Source organism: Roseburia sp. OF03-24, from assembly GCF_003463035.1.
In the GTDB taxonomy this organism is placed as follows: Bacteria; Bacillota; Clostridia; order Lachnospirales; family Lachnospiraceae; genus Roseburia; species Roseburia rectibacter.
Map to the genome: position 1 here is coordinate 1 of NZ_QSCK01000001.1, position 19,779 is coordinate 19,779.

Genomic DNA, 19,779 nt, shown 5'->3' on the forward strand with positions numbered 1-19,779 from the left:
TTGGGAAGATGTAATCATGTTTTGATTACATTTTGCGGAAACTCAAGATTCCAATCACAAGACTTTTTCTTTACTAAAATTACATACATTCCATCCACGTTTCACCTGTAAATTTCAGATTTTATTTTATCACATTTATTTCTTTCCATATAATATCCCCATCCCACTGATCATCCACGGCGTCGTCACAAATCCCGGAATAAAATCAAGTTTCTTTTCCAGATCACCGATATAGTGTATCTCAGAGATTCCTTCGGCTTTTAATACCTCAACAAATGCATCCATATCTCCGTACAACGCTTTCTGTGAAAACATATCCTGAAATGAAAATACCCCTCCTTTTTTTACCACCCGGAGTGCCTCTCTCACCACATTCCGCTTATCTTTCGTCGACCGTACTTCATGAAACACAAAATTGCTCACTGCCGCATCAAATGTTTCATCCGCAAAATCCAGCTTTGCTGCGTCTCCTTTTTGAAATGACACGCGGTCTGCAACACTCTCTAGTCTTACATTTCTCTCACACTGCTCCTTTGCGTAACTCCACTCTGCTCCCCAGTAATCCATCGCCGTGATCTGCGCTTTCGGGAAAGCCTTCGCGCACCGGACCGTAAGTGCAGCAGCACCACATCCGATATCGAGCATTTTCCCTTCTCCATCCCAGTCAAGATGCTCTACCAGATGTTTATGCACACCTGCCATCATATTTCCCTTTCCAAATGCAAACGCTTCATGGCAGACCAGCATATAGACCGCCATCGCAAATGTCAGCGCACAAACCACTCCCGCGATCACCGTGATAACCGGTATCTGTACCATAACTCCAAGCAGCACCGTGACCACAAGAAATACCCCCGCCAGTCCAAACAGCAGATACAGAGCCTTCTCCGGCACCCAGTTTCCATAATTTGTTTTTTCTTTCATGATGAAATCCTCCTTTTTCCTCCTTGTTTTGCGAGCGCATAACAATTTTTCTGATCTGTTATGTTTTGCAATAGAAAAAGCCTACCGCATCATCTGCGATAGACTTCTCTTTGTTCTTTTAAATATTGAATTAATGCCATCGATCCTGCGTCGGCATGTATGCCTATCTCCCTCGCAAGCTTTAGTCTTTCTTCCACGGTATAATCTCCTTCTATCAGTTCCATGTATCCGCGAAGCCGCATTGCAACCAAAATCCGGATCATTTCCGAATCCGGCTCACTTCCCATAAACTTTGAAAAATAGCTGGTAAATGCCGCCTGCATCTGGCTGTATACTTTTTGCCGGAAGCCCTCATAACGGCTGCCCTCTGATCTTTCCATCAGAATGATTGCCTCCGCCCGGTGCTCCGATAAATATTCCATGATCTGCCGTTCATTATCATCCGCTGTACCGGGATCCTCTTCTTCCCTTTGCGCCAGTTCGGCGCACATATGCTCATAATCAGCGATCACCGGATCTAAAATGGCTGTCATTAACGCTTCTTTACTCTCAAATGAGAAATAAAATGCTCCAGTCGTGACACCGGCTGCTTTGCAGATATCCCGGAGACTGGCTTTTACATAACCCTTTTTTAGGAACTCTGCCCTGCCGGATCTGATCAGTTTTTGTTCTGTCTGTTTTCTGCGCTCATCTTCCATAACACAAGTTATGTTAGCACAAACTAACTGTTTTGTCAATTTTTGATCTGAACACTCACGCCATCACCATATATATATCCCATATTTATTTCTTTCTTCCATATAAATGCAAATCTCCATTACATCACACGACATCCATTCTGATCTCATCAATGATACTCTTATCCTTTTGCTTAGTTGTTTCAGCCCATGTGATAATCATCACTACCACAGTCAAGACGACCACTCCTGCTATTAACATTCCCCATGGAATATGATATAACACCGGAAACGCTTTTCGTATAGACAGATTCATTGCAAATGGTATTGCAATTCCGAGTACAGTTCCTGGTATCAGTGCTTTTATAATGCATATCAGGCTTTCACAGTAAAGCATTTTTTGAATGGAAGCATTTGTCATTCCAACACTTTTTAAAATTGCAAACTCTCGTCCTCTGATCCTGATATTTGCCGCAAGCGTGTTGATCACACTTGCAAATCCCATAAAAATCAACAGAATAACAAATCCATATAGAATAATTTCCGCAAGGATAATTGCGATATTTAACATTTTTGCCATCGTATCCATGCGGCTTATTCTCACCGTATATCCCTGATCCACATAGGAATCCTCTGTAAGTACCGGATAATATTCATCCATGATTTTTCTGGCATATTCTGCAAATGCCTGTTCATCATCCGGTGTACAAAACCAGTCGAAATATCTGGCAGTAACATCCGGCACAACAATCCTTACCGGATCAGGAGACATATCACGAAATCCCGGTTCTTTCAGATCTTCCTGATATAAAAAACCTCCAATTTCAATCCTTTTCTTCTCTTCGGCTGCATTTATCAAAGTGATTTCCGTAACCGTTTCTCCAAAGGGTTTTATGCTCTTTGTTCTCCCATTATCATTATACTGGTAACTGTTTATCAAAAGATTACTGCCGTAAGGAGCTCCTGCTCTGTCACACAGCTTCTGATATAATTTTTCATCCACCGATATGAGAGAAACCCCTGCTTCTGCATTCTCATCAAAAATGTCTGGAGCCTCTGACATATCCTTAGACAGGAAATTCTTATCCAGGATTGCCTGATATGTACATGCATCATTTCCTACTCCATATACTTCTATATTACCATATTCAGCTAATCTTTTTGTTATTTCGTTATAAGTTATAGAGGATATTGGTGATACGATCTTTTCTTCGGTACGTCCGGTTCGTTTATTCACCTCTATATTGCGAATTGAACAATAATCCACATCCATCTCTTTTGAATCCGGCGTCATCCATTCCTGAAACTCTTTCGCTTGTTCTGCCAGTCCACCTGTCATCAAAAACAGTAAAATTGCAAGTGATAATGCCCGTACTGTTGCTTTGTATCCTGATTGATTCCTTTTAATATTTTTCCATGCAATCTCTCCTTCACATCCAAAAATTTTTCCAGCCAATCCACCTTTTACAGCAAGCTCTTTTAGATTTATGTCTGTCGTTATACCTTTTACACACTGTATTGCAGTAAGCCTTCCAACAGTTTTTGCAGGCTTGTACGCAGATCTAAGAACAATCAAAAATGAAAAAAAGGAAGCAAACAGATATGTCCATACCGAAATATGAAATGACAAAGAAAAGGAAAACGGTCTCATAATAATACTTTTTGAAAGTTGATCGATATTCGAAACAAAATATCCTGTGATTTTTATACCAATATATCCAAGCAAAGTTCCTGCCATAAGTCCAAGCGGAATACCAACCACACAAAGCCACAAACTTTCACAGATAACACATGCTCTGATCTGTTTTCCGGTTCCACCTACACATTTTAAAATACCAAATTCCTGAATCCTTTTATTGGCACTTGCCACAAAAATATTTGATATCACCGTTACCGACATAAGAGCGATCAATATCCCTAAAATTAAAACCGGAACGAAAATCAAAAGAAAATACACACTGCTATAGTCTCCATATCCCGGTTCTAAAAAAACCGTAAGCATCCTGTTGCCACTGGTTACAAAACACATAACTGCCGTAACAAGTGCTGTTGCCAGTGAAATAGCAGAAATCCCTGCCATTGTTCTTTTTTTATTTAATTTTAGCTGACTGAGTGCGAGCTGTGATGTAATTTTCATGATTTCATCACCTCATCTTTTACAATTTTCCCGTCTCCGATCGTAATGATCCGGCTCGCCTGCAAGGCAATTTTTTCATCATGCGTAACTAAAAGAATCGTCTGCTTATACTTTTGATTGGCAAGCTTTAAAATATCCATAATCTCTCTGCCCGTCTTACTGTCAAGGTTTCCAGTCGGTTCATCCGCCAGTATAAAAGCCGGCTCATTGATCAGTGCCCTTCCGATTGATACTCTCTGCTGCTGTCCACCGGACATCTGTCCCGGAAGATGTTTTGCCCGTTCCAAAAGCCCAAGCAGCTGCATCATTTCTGTTAATCGTTTTTTATTTTCTTTTCTTCCATCCAGTTTCCATGGCAGCATAATATTTTCCTCTGCAGTAAGCGTAGGAATCAGATTGTAAAACTGATAAATAATTCCCAGATTTCTTCTTCGAAAAATAGCAAGTTCATCCTCGTTCATTGCAGCAATATCATTTTCCTCGATCACGACAGAACCACTGGTTGGATGATCAAGTCCTCCGATCATGTTCATAAGGGTAGATTTTCCTGAACCGGAAGCTCCGACAATCGCAACAAATTCTCCTCTTTCAACAGAAAAAGAAACATGATCAAGTGCGGTCACTTCCGCTTCTCCCTGACCATATTTCTTTGTCAGCTCTCTTACTTCTAAAACAGCCATCGCATTATCCTCCCTTTTCACTACTGATCTTAACAATGTAAAATGACTGTTCCGTGACAAAACCAAAATCAATTATGACAATTCTGTCACTTAAAAAATTTTATGATAAACGTCGTACCGCATCCATAGTTTCCAAAATCAATATCTATATCTCCGCCCTGTCCTTTGACAATTGATAACGCAAGCGGCATCCCAATCCCAAAGCCATTTTCATTTGTGGAATATTCAAATCTTTTAAAAAGGGCTGCGTACTGCTCTCTACTCATTCCTGCACCGCTATCCTTTACCGAGATCCAGCTATACAACGGATTTCCACCGCTGTCTATTTCGATTTCACTATCTTTCGGAGAATACTCGATCGCATTTTTTACAAGATTCGTAAGTGCCTCCACCGTCCATTGCTTATCACAACTGATAACGCTGTCATTTTTCAGTATAAGTTTCTGATTATTAATATCTAAAAGTATCGCAACCGAAGGATTTACAGCTTCAAGCAATTCTGATGTCTTTATATCTTTTTTTATAAACTCAATGGCATGTGCATCAATCTTTGCCATCTTAAGCAGTGCGCCTACAAGCCACTCCATCTTGTTTAAAGAAACTCTGATGTTATGAATAAATTCCGCCTGTTTTTCCGGTTCTGCATCTTCTAATAAATCTGCCATGATCATCATGGAAGTGATAGGTGTTTTAAGCTGATGAGAAATATCTGCCATATAGTCAGAAAGAATGTCTCTTTCCGATTCGATCACCTTGATCTGTTCATTTTTCCTGTTAACCAGAGCATAGATGTCATTTTTTAAAATCTGAAATGCACCCTCTCTGTTATCACGGATATCAAATTTCTCACCGGAAATATAGCCTTTCACAAACTCAGACAATTTTTCTACTTCTTTTTTCTTAATCCACACGATATCCCATTCCTCTCACAGTCTCGATCTGTAATGCCGCCCCGAGTTTTTCACGCAGTCTTTTCACGTAAACAGTGAGTGTATTATCCTCCACAAAATTACCATCTATATCCCAGATTTTATCTAAAATCTGCTGTCGGGATAATAAGACTCTCTGATTATTAGCAAAAATAAGAAGCAGTCTGTATTCTAACGCAGTAAGATCAACAATCCTGTCATCCACATAAACTTTTGCCTCATCCGTATTGATCTTGACCTGTCCTATGCAAATGATATGATTCTTTCCCGTCTGCTTATTCTGAACCGATAACACACGCCTTACTCTCGCAAGCAGTTCCCTGATCCGGAAAGGCTTTACGACATAATCTGCTGCACCTTCATCAAAAGCCCTGACAATCGTATTTTCATCATCAACTACAGTCAGAAAAATGACGGATGTATCTGTATTTTTTAATTTATTGCCTATATCAGCCCCCAGTCCGTCCGGCAGCTGCATATCTAAAATTGCAAGATCAAAATATCTTTTTTCGATGAAACCACACGCATCTGCAACGGTCACAGCATGACAGACTTCATAGCCTTCCATTTCCAGTGCATATATAATTCCCGATGCGATCATAGTATCATCTTCTACCAGTAAAATATAATTCATCTGCAACCCCTTTCTCATTCTGACCAGTCACTGCTTTTCAAAAAATCCACTGTAAAATAATAACACAAAATAAAGAAAAAGCCTACCGCATCCGCTGCGACAGGCTTCTCTTTATTTTTCAATTTTTTATTATCACAGGCATTCCTGCATCAGCAGCATAGCAATTATGTCCTTATGCCTCAGCCTGCTCTGCGATCTTCTTATATCCATCCATGTCATCATAGATGCTGTTTGTCCATGGATTCTTTTTCTTCTGGACAGATTTGTAGATCATAAATACAAATACTGTAACGTTAGCGATCAATGCTAAAGCACTTACGATGTTGTAGATTACCGGATTGTAGGTAGAGTTTACAACAACTACCTCATCCTGGAACATCGGCCAGCACTGCGCGAAGAAGCACCAGATGGAAAGTGTTCTGGCACGGTTCTCAAGCCATGCACCCTTGTTGATAAGAAATGCTGCTGTTGTCGGAGCTAACAGTAATGCAAGTCCGCAGTACCATGCGTGGCTCGGCAGACAGTTATATGTATAAGCAAAGTTCCATAAATCGTATGCAACGATCCAGAACCACATCATATCCGGCCAGATCATATCGCGTGAACTGTCTTTGTCACTCTTTTTACGTACACATACGCCAAACCAGCCTGCGATCGTAACCGCATTTAAAATACCTGCGATACCATTCATAATATTCCATGGTCCGCCAAGTACGAACATGCCCGGCTCATCGGCGAGTTCTGTGATATTGCCCCAGTACTGCATTGCAACCTGGAAATCACGGGAACAAGCCTCGAAAATATTGATAGCAAGGATTGCCGGAATTAAAAGCATGAAGATCTTGTTGTTTTTCAGTTCCCAGGTCGTACCGTCTTTTCTTGTTCCCTTGACATAACGGAAACACCAGAAGAAAATACAGCCTGCGGTGGATGAATAATACTTTGCAAGGTGGAACCAGTCGGTATAGGCAATACCTTTTAATACCGTAAACCATGTAACTGTTCCAATGACCGGAAGTATGAACCAGAAAAAGAAACCGCTCCACTTCCATCTTCTTGATACTTCATTAAGCAGAACCAAAGCTGCAAATACTGCTACCCAGATCAGAATTACCGTAAGATTCGAAAATCCATTTCCCGCTGCGGTAAATCCTGAAGGGCCTTCATGAAATGTAAACATATACATTCCTCCCTTATATAGATTAGTTTTATCTGGTCATACCAGACATTGTTATAATTTTAACATTAATTTTATAAAGTTTCAATATAATTTATGTTTTTCTGCAAAAATGGCACTTTTTCGTCCTTTTGAACCAAAAAGTGCCATTTATTTCTTGTGGTATAACCAGTTTTATTTTTCATCCTCGATCGTAAGCGTTCCAGGTCTCACGTTCAGATAGATACTGCCTTTATCGGGAGTTTGACACATTGAAATGCAAAAAAGTACCGCAAAGCCTTGAAATAGGCTTATTTTTTTGTCAAATTTTTATTTTTATTATATAGTAATATTTAGTGATATCGTCTTGAAACACTGAAATATAAAAGTGAAAAAGAGGATGCTACTGTCATGATCCCATTTCATTCCAACAGACTCATGGACTATAATAAGCAGAAACTTTTTTCTGGCGGATATCTTTTTCTTCAGTCTATTTACTATGGACTTAAGCTCGATTCTGTCTGCCGAAAAATCAAAAGCCGACATAAATTCGAGTATGATCTTAATTCGATTTTATCTGATTTAATTTATACAAGGGTTCTAGAACCTTCCAGCAAAAGTTCTTCTTTCCGAGCAGCAAAACAGTTCCTTGAGCCTCCCACTTATGAACTTCATGATGTGTACCGAGCTCTTTCTGTTCTTGCTTCTGAAATGGATTTTATTCAATCAGAAGTTTATAAAAATAGCTTTTTTCTCGGTGACAGAATGGATCGGATCCTTTATTATGATTGCACAAACTACTACTTTGAAATCGAACAGGAAAATGGAGATAAAAAATACGGAAAAAGCAAAGAGCACCGTCCGAATCCCATTATTCAAATGGGTCTCTTTACGGATGGTGACGGAATACCTTTGGCTTTCTCACTCTTTCCTAGAAACCAAAATGAGCAGAAATCCTTAAAACCTTTAGAAACAAAGATTCTCCAACAATTCGGCTGTGATAAGTTTATCTATTGCAGTGACGCCGGACTTGCTTCTGAGGATAACCGTGTTCTTAATCACATGGGACAGAGGGCATTTATTGTCACTCAGTCCATCAAAAAGCTGCCTGCTGAAGACCGGGCATGGGCTTTAAAGAAAACTGGCTTTAAACGTCTCTCAGATGATAAACCTGTTGACCTCACAAAACTGACAGATGATGACAAGAACCAGCTTTATTATAAAGACGAACCATTTACAACAAAAAAACTGGATCAAAGATTGATCATAACCTACTCCCCTAAATATGCCGCTTATCAGAAATCCATCCGTGCGGAGCAGATCTGTCGGGCAGAAAAAATGGTTGCAAATGGCTCTCTAAAAAAACAGCGCAAAAATCCAAATGATCCTGCAAGATTTGTAAATAAGGTAGCTGTAACCAACGAAGGAGAAAAAGCTAAGATCCACTATTATCTCGATACGGATAAGATTGCTGAAGAAGAAATGTATGACGGGCTTTATGCGGTATGTACAGACCTGCTTGATGATAACGTTGCAGATATCTTAAAAGTCAGTGAAGGAAGATGGCAGATTGAAGACTGTTTCAGAACTATGAAAACAGACTTTGAAGCCAGACCCGTTTACTTAAACCGTGAAGACCGAATTAAGGCTCATTTTCTTACCTGTTTTCTTGCTCTGTTACATTTCCGGTTATTAAACCGCTCCTTGAAAGGGACTTATACCACAGAACAATTACTTCACACTTTAAAAGACATAAAATTTACGGATATAGAAGAACAGGGCTTCATGCCGGTATATGAGCGTCAGGAAATCACTGACGATCTCCATGAAACCTGCGGATTCAGAACGGACTATCAATTCATAACAAAACGGAAAATAAAAGGAATTCAGAAAAAAAGTAAGCGGAGATAAAACATTACTATATTTCGTGTATGCAGATAAAAGTGCCACACCCCTTGTATTTACAGGGATTGTGGCACTTTATTAACTAATCAACTGTCAAAAATGAGATTATACACGCCTGTTCTCAAAATGCAAGGTTTTTATCCTGAGCCATATAGAGTTCCGCAAAATATGGATCTTACTTCATCAGTTTCTCAAAAGTCCCCTGGCAGAATCACGAACCGGGCAGGAAAGATTCACCTTTTCCAGTGCCATCATGATCTCATTCGGAAACTGCCTTTCCACGCGGAATATGACCAGTTCCATAAATCCGCGTATCAGATAATGATTTAACATTTCCTCATGATTAAGGACTTTCTCTTTCATTTGCATCAAAACTTTCAGCAATACATTCGACACTACAAAAACAACCAGATATCCGCATAATTCAATAGAAAAGAATTAAATACCCCAGGCACGAGACAGCCAGATGTAACTAATAAGTTATGATCGATCACAGTGGTAATATTACATCAAAAACCGTTCCTCCAGACGGATTTGATCTGACTGCAATACTGCCATCATGCACTCTCACGATTTCACGGACAAGCGCAAGTCCAAGTCCTACACCGCCAAGTTCCCGGCTTCTGGATTTATCCACACGAAAGAATGGTTCAAACACGCGTTCCCTGAGTTCCTCAGGGATTCCGTTTCCCGTATCCTCCACGGACAGATAAACATGTTTTTCCTTCCGGTATGCAGTTACTGTAACCTGTCCGCCTGAATGATTATATTTTATGGCATTCTCAACAAGATTGTATACCAGCCTGTAAATAAGAATGTCACTTCCAACCATCGTTATATTTTTACATTTTCCAGTAAGTTTTATATTTTTTTCCTGTGCAAGAGGATCCAGATCTGCTAACACTTCATCAACAAGCGCGTCAACCATAATTTCATCATCCCGTCCCACAGTCTGGAGTTCACTCATATCAAGGAGCGTTTTTACCATTTTACTGAGTCTTCCATTCTGCTCGGTAACCATCTTTATTGTCTGCAATGTATCAGCATCATTATCCGGATGCCGTGTAGAATTATAAAGATCAAGCTGTACCTGCATCAAAGATAATGGCGTCCGCAGTTCATGTGCTGCATTTGCGGTAAATTGCCTCTGTATCTCAAATGCGTCCGAGAGACGTTCAAGCATCTTATTATACGAAACGCTAAGCTGGTTCAATTCTTTAACTTTATTTTCTTCTATTCGTGAAGCTGCCAGATTTTGCGCCTGTACTTCTTCAATTTTATCAGAAAATTCACGGATTGGTCTGAGTGCATGCCCACTTATAAAATATGTAACTACCCCGCCAATAAGAGCCAATATGGCTGATATCAGCAGACTGTTTTTTTTGTAATCTTCCTTATTATTATATGCCTGGATAGAAAAATCATTGGCAAACTCATCCCACTTATCATCTGGAATGCTGATATATATTTCATCCGTATCCTCCCCGTTATCCTCTCCCTGGGCATCCACAGTCTCCTGCAGGGAATCGATATAATACACGCCATTTTTATAGACAAACATCGTCAGACATCCACATATAACTGCAATATATACTGTAATGATACAGGTAAGCCTCCACTGCAGTGACATTCTTTTCATCGTTCAGACTCCTCCCGTATTTTATATCCCTCTCCCACCTTGTTTAAAATCGGATCATATCCAAGTTCAGCCTTAAGCTTTTTCCTAAGCGAAGACATGTGTACTCTGATGGCACCACTAAAGCTATCCACGGATGCATCCCAGACATGTTCCATCAATTCCTCCTGACTTACCGGTCTTCCAGGATTCAGAAGTAAATATTCCAAAATGCCATTTTCTTTTCTTGTCAGGGAAATCATTTTCCCTTTTGCATATGCCTCACGTCTTACCGTATCGAACTTTATCCCACCACTTTCCAGACACACATCTTTCTGCACAAATTTTCTTCTTGTCAGACTTCTGATACGCGCCTCAAGTTCCTGCAGATGAAATGGTTTTTCCATATAGTCATTTGCCCCTGCATCCAGTCCTTCAACCTTATCCGCAATCTGCCCTCTTGCAGATAATATAAGAACCTTTGTCTCCTCATTTCTCTGTCTGAGTTCCTTTAAGATCTCCATTCCATCCATACCGGGCAGATTCAGATCCAGAACGATCAGATCATAATTCTCCGTCAGGACACTTTCAAAAGCCTCTTCCCCATCATAACAGGTATCCACCTCGTACCCTGCATCATACAGCCGTTTTGCAACCATGTCACACATTTGTTTCTCATCTTCAACTATCAATAATCTCAAAATTCATTCACCTGCTTCTTAACACAAATTTTACAACAGCTATTGTATAATACTAACATCAGCTGGTCAATAAATACAACAAATGAAAGGAGTAAAATATCTTGAAGTGCAAAAAAATCTATCAGTCGATCCTGCTCATCTCAGGTATCACCATGATAAGTTACGGTGCGGTCAGAGGAGAAGCAGCTGTCGTGCTCGGTAAAGCAATAAAATTATGTCTGGAGTGTGTCGGAATTGGATAAAAAAAAGAATTTTCTATCAAAAAAAATAGCTGTACTACGCGGATGGATACAGGCAGCTGCCACACTGCTCACGAATATCCATATTCCTAATTTATGGAAAGGAAAAATATATCAGGGCAGCGTAAAAAACGTATGTGTACCAGGATTAAATTGTTACTCCTGTCCGGCGGCAACAGGAGCATGCCCAATTGGCGCTTTTCAGGCGGTTGTTGGTTCATCAGGATTTAAATTTTCATACTACATAACCGGATTTTTTATTTTACTCGGTGTAACACTCGGAAGATTTATATGTGGTTTTCTGTGTCCGTTTGGATGGTTTCAGGATTTACTTCATAAAATACCTGGGAAAAAATTTTCTACAGCCCGGCTCAAACCGCTGCGCTATTTAAAATACATCATCCTGATCATTTTTGTTATACTTCTTCCGATGCTGGTAACGAACTCTATCGGAATGGGAGATCCTTTCTTCTGTAAATATATTTGTCCTCAGGGTGTCCTGGAAGGAGCTATCCCTCTCGCACTTGGAAATGCCGCTATACGTTCTGCACTGGGAAAACTTTTTTCTTTTAAATGCCTTATTTTAATCACAGTTATTGTGTTAAGTATTTTGTTTTACAGACCATTCTGTAAATGGATCTGTCCTCTTGGAGCAATCTACTCATTATTTAATAAGGTCAGCTTTCTTTCTATTAAAATTGAGAACAGCAGATGCATCGGATGCGGGCAATGCCAAAAGGCATGTAAAATGGATGTGGATGTGTGTAAAACTCCAGATCATCCGGAATGCATACGATGCGGAGCCTGTATAAAAGCCTGTCCTAAAGATGCGATCCACTACCAGTTTATGGGGAAATCATGTAAAAAAAAGAACAACAGTAACCAGCAGTCATAAACCAGTAACTATCAATCTTATTACAATTTAAAAAGGAGCAATTATCCATGAAAACAAAAATTACATTTATTTCAGTTGTCACACTCAGCATCGCACTGCTGCTTACATCCTGCAGCGGAAAAGGAACTGTAAGCACCACAGAACCACAGAATACCACGGCTGAAGACAGCACGGCATCAGCGGACAATTCCAACACAAAGCTGGATGATTTATATCAGCAGGAGAACCGGATCTTTGCAGAGCATAAAGATATATGGGACAAATTATTTGGTCTGATGAATAAAAACACTGCAGATTCAAACGGAAATTATGCTGATTATCTGGCTGATACCGCTGAATCAAACAAAGATTCTTTTACTGATGACGAATTCAAAACACTTACTGATGATATTGAAACCATACGAAAAATCGAAGAACAGATCGCAGAAATTGAAAAAGGAACTACAGAATCCGATAAAAATGGGCAGAATACTAATTCTGAAGATGCATCACCATTCAAAAATTTCTCAGGTCAGGATTTCGATGGTAATTCTGTTGACGAAAGTCTTTTTTCCGAAAATGCAGTAACTGTCATCAATTTCTGGTTTACCGGCTGCAAACCCTGTGTTGCTGAGTTATCCAAACTGAATGAATTAAATGATGCAGTCAGGGCAATGGGAGGAGAAGTAGTCGGCATCAACACAGAAACCTTCGATGGAAATGAATCGGCTATCAAAGAAGCTGCCTCTGTTCTTGAAAGCCAGGGTGCTAAATACCGCAATCTTTCTATTGATTCATCTTCAGATGCAGGCAAATATGCCTCCAATATCATGGCATTTCCTACCACAATACTCGTCGACAGAAATGGTAACATCGTGGGTGATCCGATGCTCGGTGGAATCGATAATCAGGATAACTATGATACTCTGATGAAACAGATCCAATCTGTAATCGATGCAGACAGCTCAAATAAATAACCCTTTTATGATACTCTTTTGTACATAACCGGCACATCATACCCAACGGTTCTATTTTCATTCACTCCCGGACTTTCAGATACCTCCCGGCAGGTATCTGAAAGTCTCTCACATTACCGGTATAGCTTTCTTTTTATCTGAATTCTCCTTATGCTTTCTTAAGTCGTTCTCTTTAACGTTCCAATATAATCTCCATTATGATAAACAAATGGTCCGGGTTCTCCCTCTTCTCCAAAATATTCCGGTCTTAAGGACAAGATATCGAGCAGTTCATCAATCGTCTGCACCTTAGTTGCCTGATATGGCTGTTCAAATGCAATCTTTTCTACAAACAAATAATAATCACTATACTTTATCAGGATACCAGTATGACCTACAAAAACTGCATCCGAATATGGATCATATATTACGATACTAAGAAGTGATATTCTGTCATTATCTATTTGAAATCCATATTCTTTCCAGCGGTCGCAAAATGCAGATTCCGGATGTCTGTCATCCGTAACACTCTTTTCACCATAAAGTGTGGTAAACATGTCTTTGTTCTCTTTTATGATTTCATATCTGTCCACATTATCTATCGCTTCTGTGTCAAACATCAGATAGGTTCCCTCATAATGATCTTCCGTTAATTCTGAGTGGATCACCCCATCTAACAGGAGAAAAGCTGTCATTCTACAGTCCGCATCTGAATACTCATGATTCTGTTCCCAGCCATCCATACATTTACCGATATCCGCTTTCATTTTCCCAGGATCTGACCATGTATCTTCCAGCTTCGCATTTTTTCCTGCGGAATCTGCAAAATCAACCGCCCATTCCCGAAATATATCTACATGAGCAGCTCCCGCAGAGTCAAGTTCTTTACAGATCTCAGTAATCGTATTGTTCCCTCCCATATATGTTGCACCAGGTATCTTTTGTTTCTGCACTGTTTCTGTGCAGGCCGCCAGCATCATAAATGCAGACACAATCATAGCAGACAGTTTCATTGCTGTTTTTGTTCTGGTTTGTCTTTTCAACAGATATTACCTCTTCTCCCCTAAATGATCATGACGTAAAAGTCGTTCCTGTCAATTCTTTTCATCCTCGATCGTGAGTGTTCCAGGTCTTACATTCAAATAGATACTGCCCTTGTCCACTTTATACATATCAAGCAGCATTACCCAGAGACGGTGTATTGCATCAAGTAATACATTCGATACCTCTATGCTGTATGGCAGCAGCGCATGAATATCAAAAAAACGCATCCCAAGTGGTGGTAAAAATACCATATTGCTGGATTTTACTTTCTGCTCTCCTGTGCTGCTGTTTGCAGTCTTTAACATTTCATAAGTGATCAGACAGAAATCTTTTCCTTTGTATTTGCAATAATAAGAAACATAACACTCATCAATCGTCCAATCCAATCCATCTTCATGCTCAACGGGTTTTTCTTCTACCGGATTTGCCTCCGTAGTCTGAACCTCTACACTCCAGCGGATTCTTCCCTCTTTTGTCTCTCCCATCATATCCTGGATCTCATGGAAAATTTCTTCCTGTTTTTTCATATTAATCTCCATTTCTAAGCAGCTAATGATATTATTTTTTTCATAAAAGCTATATATTTTGCCCGGAAACAAATAGCCGTACTAGTCCCTCACATAAATATCCGAAAGGTTCTCAAGAATCGCTCCTGCAACATCCGGTTTGTTCATCGTATAAATATGTACATGGTTGACACCGTTTGCGATCAGATCGATGATCTGGTCTGTCGCATAGGCGATACCTGCCTGTTTCATAGCAGCCGGGTCACTGCCAAAGCGGTCGACGATTGCAAGGAAACGGCGTGGCACCAAACTTCCCGACAATGCAATGCTCCGTTTTACCTGATTTGCGTTAGTGATCGGCATGATTCCTGCCACAACAGGTACATCGATTCCATGTTTTAGTGCTTTGTACATAAAGTTATAAAGAATATTATTGTCAAAAAACATCTGTGTTGTGAGGAACTCACATCCGGCATCCACTTTTTCTTTCAGATGGATCAGATCTTCCTCTAATGTCTGTGACTCAGGATGTCCTTCCGGATAGCAGGCTCCGCCGATACAGAAATCTCCCTGTGATTTGATATCATAGATCAGCTCACTTGCATGTTTATACTGATTTGGCAGCGGGAAATCCGCGTTCTGCGGGATATCTCCGCGCAGTGCAAGTACATTTTCAATCTGCTTTTCTTTTAACTCCTGAATCACAGAGGCAACTTTCTCCTTAGTCGAAGATGCACAGGTGAGATGTGCCAGTGCCGGAATATGATTCACATTTCGCACTTCATTTGCAAGTTCTACCGTATAATCAGAAGTTCCGCCGGTTGCACCATAAGTAACACTCATATATGCCGGTTTCAATGCTGCCATATCTCCGACAATCTTTTTGTAGTTGTCTAACTGTGCACCCTGTTTCGGCGGGAACAGTTCACAGGAAATCGTTACATTCTCTGTATTTAATAATTCTGTAAGTCTCATAAATCCCTCTTTCTGCTAAAAGCGTCTTATTTTATCGGAACCGTCATCCACGGTATTCTCGATCTTCCGTATTACGACATAATAAGAATAATTCTCATTGACAGCCACTTCCACGCGGTCACCAACCTTATGTCCAAGCAATGCCTTTCCAAGCGGTGACTCATTGCTGATTAAATTTTTTAAAGAATTACCGCGGACTGTTGTCACGATCTTATAAACCTCTTCCTCGTCGTCCTCCTCAAAATAAACCGTCACCGTATTATTCATACCAACTTCATCCTCTGCAGAATCCGTTGAAATCACTTTTGCTGTTTTGATCATTCTCTCTAAATAGCGGATACGGCTCTCATTCTGGTTCTTATCTTTCTTTGCCGCATGGTACTCGAAATTCTCACTTAAGTCTCCCTGCGCTCTTGCCTCCTTCACTGCCTCTAAGGCCTCTTTGCGCACCACAAGTTTTCGGTACTCAATCTCCTCTTCCATCTTTTTTATATCCTGTTCGGTCAATTCGTCGTACATGAATCTTCCTCCTTACTTGTCATTTCAGCGATTATTATAAATTCTTTCCAGTTTTCCGTCAAATAAATTTCTGTGTAAACATCTCTTTACTGATCCATTGAATTTCGCATTTTGTACATTTTTTCGCACATACTGACAATATATATCCACTTGCGGGATCATAGCTTTGCAGATACCATTCTCCCGTCTGCCCCGCTTTTAAAAATTTAACCTGATCCTGCAGTACACAAAACGATGCAAGATCCAATGCTATCCCTTTTCCAACCGCTTTGATATAACTTTCTTTTCTTGTCCATAACTCTGTAAAATAACAGTCTGCTTTTTTCATTTTTCCCTTTTGTAATGCCAGATATTCCTCCGGACAGAAAAAATGTTCTGCCACTTTCATCTGTCCTTTCCGGATCTGTTCCACATCAATTCCCACTTCACTGTCCGAAAAAACACCTGCCACATATCTTCCCGAATGTGACAGGTTGAAATATATGCCGATATTCTCTTTTAATACCGGCTTTCCATTCTCTCCGAATGTAAGAACCATTTGCTGCATTTTCCCAGGTAACAGACTGATTCCATATTCCCGCAACGCATACTCTAACAGTATCCCTGCTGCCAGTGATCTGCACCGGTCTTCTTTTTTCTTTAATTGAACGATTTTATTTTTCCGGTCTTCTGTAATAAAGGGCAGCATCTGCGAAAATATCTTTTCATCCTCCAATGGAAGCGTATCTGTCATATAAATCTTCACGTATCTTATTCTCCCTTTGTCTGGATAATGCTTCTAAGATGTTCCCTTTCATCCAGCAATTCCTCATACACCGGCATCAGTCCATCATTTTTCCCAGCACGAAGCGGCTCTACGATTTTTACAACCGTCTCAAACATCGGGGTAATACCCATATTTGCAAATACACCCTTTAATGTATGTGCGCAGTCAAATGCCTTTTTTCTCTCATCTGCTGCAAGTGCCTCTTTCAAACCATCAAAAGACTCGTCCTCTACCACCATCGGAAGACAGCTTTGATATAATTTTTCATCCCCTAAAAAACGCTCTAAAGCTCCTTCTAAGTCGCATCCCCACGCATTTAATCCTTCCAATACCTCATTCATTTTCTATCATTCCTCCGATTGTTCTTTTGTCTGTTCCCTCTCCCCGGATTTACGCTTTCCGGATAACAGCAGTCTGTATTTTTCTAATTCCCATTCCAGTTGTTTTGGTTCTGTCACATTCAAAAATACACCATATATGATATGTTTATTTCCTACGATCCCAACATCATATAGTTTTAAAAAAATATAAAATTCTTCCCCTGCCTCATTTTTCTTTGAGAACTCACATTGTGTTTCATGTCCGGTATCTGCTGTATGAGAAAATGCATCCAGAACACGTTTATGATACCGTTTGGGAATTTCCTGGAAAATATCTTTTTTCTGGCTGATATCCTGATATCCAAACATTTCATAATATGCATTATTTACGCGAATGGTCTCAATCTGATCTTTGCTGTACTCATAGACAGCCACCCCCTGTTTTGCATTTAAAAAGAGGGTTTCAAGCTGGGATGCCGGCATCCACAGGCTATCTATATCAACTAACCGTTCTGTATCTTTCTCCCTCTGTGAATGCGGTCTGTCAAACTGCAGCTTTTCATACTCTTCCACCGGCATAGGTTTTGCAAAATAATATCCCTGTACATACTCACATCCTATGCTTCTTAAAAACTCCACCTGCTCGATCCGTTCGACACCTTCTACCACAACCGGCATATTCAGCCATTTTGCCATACGTATCACGGCAGCCATGATATTTTCTCCGCGTCCTTCCTTATCATCCCCGGAAAAGAATTTCATATCCATCTTTAAAACATCTACCACTATATCCTTTAAAACATTTAAAGAAGAATATCCGCTTCCAAAATCGTCCATCAGAATATAAAATCCCTCTTCCCGCAATCGCTGCATCATTTCCTGCACCGCTTTTGGATTGGTATTGTACGCACTCTCTGTCAGCTCTACCTGAAAAAGGCTGCGCGGAATCTGATATTTGTCTACTAGATCGCAGATCACTTCCACTACTTCTTTATTATATAGACTAATCCTTGAAAGATTTACCGATATCGGAAGCGGCTGTTTTCCCTCGTCTAACCACCTTCTGAGCTGGATACAGGTCTGTTCCCACACATAATAATCCAGTTTTGTGATAAAACCGTTCCGTTCAAATACCGGTATAAACTCTCCCGGCGAGATCATCCCCCGTTCCGGATGTTTCCAGCGCACCAGCGCCTCTGCACCTGCAATCTGATTATCGCTAAGTCCGTATTTCGGCTGGTAATAAACAACAAACTCATGATTTTCAAGTGCGCTTTTCATACTGTTTACGATACGCTGTTCCTTTTCGATCTCCTGACTCATTTGCCGTGTATAAAATGCATAATTGCGGATATAATTACCCTTACAGTGTTTTGCCGCAAGGTTTGCCCTGTCATACATATGGTTTGGTGTTATTTTCTTCCCCGCGATCAGATAAACACCAAATATCGGTACAATATCAAAATCAAGCGGATATCTGCTCAAGATATCCCTCATCTTATTAAAACTTTCCACCAGTTCTTTTGTATTTTCATAGGACATGCAAAAACAGAAGATGTCCGCATCCATCCTGCCGAAAGTGATGTCATTGCGGTTTTTTACTGCGCGTATCAGAAAATCTGCAATATATTTTAACAGCTCGTCCCCGGCACTCATTCCAAAGAATGAATTGATCAGCTGGAACTTTTCAATATCCATCCGCACAAATGCAAAATGTCTGTCCGGATATCGCTCTAACATGGCAGATGTTGCCTGAAACATATTCGTTTTATTGTAGATGCCGGTAAGAATATCATATTCCGCACGGTACTTTAACGCTTTGCTGATGTTTTTACTGCTGCTGCCGATCACGTTCTTCAAACGAAACCTGACAACATCCACATTATACGGTTTCCGTATAAAATCCCATGCCCCCATGCTAAGACATCTGACTTCTGTTTCAATATCAATCTCCATCGTCAGCACGACCACAGGAATTGCCTGATACATCTGTGCTTTATGATATCGCTCTAAGAAATAATAACCATCATACTCCGGCATAACGATATCCAAAAGCACCGCAGTTATCTCCTCGCTTCGTTCATAAAGGATCTCAAATGCTTTTTTGCCATTCTCTGCTTCAACAACCTCGTATGTGTCACTCAGAATCTTTTTCAACATGACACGTTCGATCTGCTTGTCATCTACAATTAATACCTTACCCTTTTCAGCCATACTCTCAC

At 40.2% G+C, this 19,779-nt stretch carries 20 protein-coding genes and 1 pseudogene; 4 read left to right on the forward strand and 17 right to left on the reverse strand.

Annotated features, from left to right (window positions below):
* Positions 1–135: 135 nt before the first annotated feature.
* The 7 genes from DXA60_RS00005 to DXA60_RS00035 all read right to left on the reverse strand — a co-directional run bounded on the left by DXA60_RS00005 (position 136) and on the right by DXA60_RS00035 (position 7,161).
* Positions 136–924: a class I SAM-dependent methyltransferase gene (locus DXA60_RS00005; protein WP_117918459.1), complete on the reverse strand. Its 789-nt coding sequence runs from the start codon at positions 922–924 to the stop codon at positions 136–138.
* An 89-nt stretch (positions 925–1,013) separates the two neighbouring features.
* Positions 1,014–1,661: a TetR/AcrR family transcriptional regulator gene (locus tag DXA60_RS00010; RefSeq protein WP_147345365.1), complete on the reverse strand. Its 648-nt coding sequence runs from the start codon at positions 1,659–1,661 to the stop codon at positions 1,014–1,016.
* An 85-nt stretch (positions 1,662–1,746) separates the two neighbouring features.
* The gene (locus tag DXA60_RS00015) at positions 1,747–3,738 is read right to left on the reverse strand and encodes an ABC transporter permease (protein ID WP_117918462.1); all 1,992 of its coding nucleotides are present in this window, start codon (positions 3,736–3,738) and stop codon (positions 1,747–1,749) included.
* A complete protein-coding gene (locus tag DXA60_RS00020) occupies positions 3,735–4,418 on the reverse strand; it encodes an ABC transporter ATP-binding protein (protein ID WP_117918465.1) in 684 nt (227 codons plus the stop codon). Before DXA60_RS00020 ends, DXA60_RS00015 begins: the two co-directional genes overlap by 4 nt.
* Positions 4,419–4,504: 86 nt before the next feature.
* Positions 4,505–5,329 (reverse strand): sensor histidine kinase, encoded by an 825-nt coding sequence (locus DXA60_RS00025; protein ID WP_117918467.1) that lies wholly within the window; start codon positions 5,327–5,329, stop codon positions 4,505–4,507.
* Positions 5,319–5,981 (reverse strand): response regulator transcription factor, encoded by a 663-nt coding sequence (locus DXA60_RS00030; protein WP_117918772.1) that lies wholly within the window; start codon positions 5,979–5,981, stop codon positions 5,319–5,321. Before DXA60_RS00030 ends, DXA60_RS00025 begins: the two co-directional genes overlap by 11 nt.
* A 172-nt stretch (positions 5,982–6,153) precedes the next feature.
* Positions 6,154–7,161 carry a DUF5692 family protein gene (locus DXA60_RS00035; protein ID WP_330418356.1) on the reverse strand — a complete coding sequence of 336 codons (1,008 nt, stop codon included), beginning with the start codon at positions 7,159–7,161 and terminating at the stop codon, positions 6,154–6,156.
* Positions 7,162–7,500: 339 nt separating this feature from the next.
* Here DXA60_RS00035 and DXA60_RS00040 point away from each other — a divergent pair.
* A pseudogene (locus DXA60_RS00040) lies at positions 7,501–9,048 on the forward strand (IS1634 family transposase); the annotation flags it as partial.
* 177 nt (positions 9,049–9,225) lie between these two features.
* Here the strand turns inward: DXA60_RS00040 and DXA60_RS00045 are convergent.
* The 3 genes from DXA60_RS00045 to DXA60_RS00055 form a co-directional block, all read right to left on the reverse strand.
* Entirely contained in the window at positions 9,226–9,405 is a 180-nt protein-coding gene (locus DXA60_RS00045; RefSeq protein ID WP_147345366.1) for a hypothetical protein, read from the reverse strand.
* A 127-nt stretch (positions 9,406–9,532) separates the two neighbouring features.
* Entirely contained in the window at positions 9,533–10,681 is a 1,149-nt protein-coding gene (locus DXA60_RS00050; protein ID WP_006855999.1) for a sensor histidine kinase, read from the reverse strand.
* On the reverse strand, positions 10,678–11,325 hold the full coding sequence (locus DXA60_RS00055) for a response regulator transcription factor (protein WP_015520501.1): 648 nt from the start codon (positions 11,323–11,325) through the stop codon (positions 10,678–10,680). Before DXA60_RS00055 ends, DXA60_RS00050 begins: the two co-directional genes overlap by 4 nt.
* A gap of 134 nt (positions 11,326–11,459) precedes the next feature.
* Between DXA60_RS00055 and DXA60_RS00060 the strand changes: the two genes are divergently transcribed.
* Genes DXA60_RS00060 through DXA60_RS00070 form a run of 3 tightly spaced genes read left to right on the forward strand, consistent with a single transcriptional unit; the run spans position 11,460 to position 13,448 of the window.
* Entirely contained in the window at positions 11,460–11,600 is a 141-nt protein-coding gene (locus tag DXA60_RS00060; protein WP_006859626.1) for a CD1871A family CXXC motif-containing protein, read from the forward strand.
* On the forward strand, positions 11,593–12,492 hold the full coding sequence (locus DXA60_RS00065) for a 4Fe-4S binding protein (protein WP_022113240.1): 900 nt from the start codon (positions 11,593–11,595) through the stop codon (positions 12,490–12,492). Before DXA60_RS00060 ends, DXA60_RS00065 begins: the two co-directional genes overlap by 8 nt.
* Positions 12,493–12,539: 47 nt before the next feature.
* Positions 12,540–13,448, forward strand: coding sequence for a TlpA disulfide reductase family protein (locus DXA60_RS00070; RefSeq protein ID WP_117918474.1), 909 nt, complete (start codon positions 12,540–12,542; stop codon positions 13,446–13,448).
* Positions 13,449–13,606: 158 nt separating this feature from the next.
* Here the strand turns inward: DXA60_RS00070 and DXA60_RS00075 are convergent, their stop codons facing one another.
* The 7 genes from DXA60_RS00075 to DXA60_RS00105 form a co-directional block, all read right to left on the reverse strand.
* Entirely contained in the window at positions 13,607–14,440 is an 834-nt protein-coding gene (locus DXA60_RS00075) for a DUF4300 family protein (RefSeq protein ID WP_117918774.1), read from the reverse strand.
* Between the two features lie 81 nt (positions 14,441–14,521).
* The gene (locus DXA60_RS00080; protein ID WP_022113237.1) at positions 14,522–14,998 is read right to left on the reverse strand and encodes a hypothetical protein; all 477 of its coding nucleotides are present in this window, start codon (positions 14,996–14,998) and stop codon (positions 14,522–14,524) included.
* 81 nt (positions 14,999–15,079) lie between these two features.
* Entirely contained in the window at positions 15,080–15,952 is an 873-nt protein-coding gene (gene metF / locus DXA60_RS00085) for a methylenetetrahydrofolate reductase [NAD(P)H] (RefSeq protein WP_006859631.1), read from the reverse strand.
* A gap of 15 nt (positions 15,953–15,967) precedes the next feature.
* Complete coding sequence (gene greA, locus DXA60_RS00090; protein WP_015560761.1) at positions 15,968–16,471, reverse strand: transcription elongation factor GreA; 504 nt, start codon at positions 16,469–16,471, stop codon at positions 15,968–15,970.
* 58 nt (positions 16,472–16,529) lie between these two features.
* Positions 16,530–17,216, reverse strand: coding sequence for a 4'-phosphopantetheinyl transferase family protein (locus tag DXA60_RS00095; protein WP_243006704.1), 687 nt, complete (start codon positions 17,214–17,216; stop codon positions 16,530–16,532).
* 5 nt (positions 17,217–17,221) lie between these two features.
* Entirely contained in the window at positions 17,222–17,578 is a 357-nt protein-coding gene (locus DXA60_RS00100) for an Hpt domain-containing protein (protein ID WP_117918476.1), read from the reverse strand.
* Positions 17,579–17,584: 6 nt separating this feature from the next.
* A complete protein-coding gene (locus DXA60_RS00105) occupies positions 17,585–19,771 on the reverse strand; it encodes an EAL domain-containing response regulator (protein WP_117918780.1) in 2,187 nt (728 codons plus the stop codon).
* Positions 19,772–19,779: the final 8 nt, after the last annotated feature.

Coding starts and splice junctions, on each gene's coding strand:
- DXA60_RS00005 (WP_117918459.1), bottom strand. CDS start 924: ATGAAAGAAAAAACAAATTATGGAAACTGGGTGCCGGAGAAGGCTCTG.
- DXA60_RS00015 (WP_117918462.1), bottom strand. CDS start 3,738: ATGAAAATTACATCACAGCTCGCACTCAGTCAGCTAAAATTAAATAAA.
- DXA60_RS00020 (WP_117918465.1), bottom strand. CDS start 4,418: ATGGCTGTTTTAGAAGTAAGAGAGCTGACAAAGAAATATGGTCAGGGA.
- DXA60_RS00030 (WP_117918772.1), bottom strand. CDS start 5,981: ATGAATTATATTTTACTGGTAGAAGATGATACTATGATCGCATCGGGA.
- DXA60_RS00035 (WP_330418356.1), bottom strand. CDS start 7,161: ATGTTTACATTTCATGAAGGCCCTTCAGGATTTACCGCAGCGGGAAAT.
- DXA60_RS00045 (WP_147345366.1), bottom strand. CDS start 9,405: ATGAAAGAGAAAGTCCTTAATCATGAGGAAATGTTAAATCATTATCTG.
- DXA60_RS00050 (WP_006855999.1), bottom strand. CDS start 10,681: ATGAAAAGAATGTCACTGCAGTGGAGGCTTACCTGTATCATTACAGTA.
- DXA60_RS00055 (WP_015520501.1), bottom strand. CDS start 11,325: ATGTGTGACATGGTTGCAAAACGGCTGTATGATGCAGGGTACGAGGTG.
- DXA60_RS00070 (WP_117918474.1), top strand. CDS start 12,540: ATGAAAACAAAAATTACATTTATTTCAGTTGTCACACTCAGCATCGCA.
- DXA60_RS00075 (WP_117918774.1), bottom strand. CDS start 14,440: ATGAAACTGTCTGCTATGATTGTGTCTGCATTTATGATGCTGGCGGCC.
- DXA60_RS00080 (WP_022113237.1), bottom strand. CDS start 14,998: ATGAAAAAACAGGAAGAAATTTTCCATGAGATCCAGGATATGATGGGA.
- metF (WP_006859631.1), bottom strand. CDS start 15,952: ATGAGACTTACAGAATTATTAAATACAGAGAATGTAACGATTTCCTGT.
- greA (WP_015560761.1), bottom strand. CDS start 16,471: ATGTACGACGAATTGACCGAACAGGATATAAAAAAGATGGAAGAGGAG.
- DXA60_RS00100 (WP_117918476.1), bottom strand. CDS start 17,578: ATGAATGAGGTATTGGAAGGATTAAATGCGTGGGGATGCGACTTAGAA.
- DXA60_RS00105 (WP_117918780.1), bottom strand. CDS start 19,771: ATGGCTGAAAAGGGTAAGGTATTAATTGTAGATGACAAGCAGATCGAA.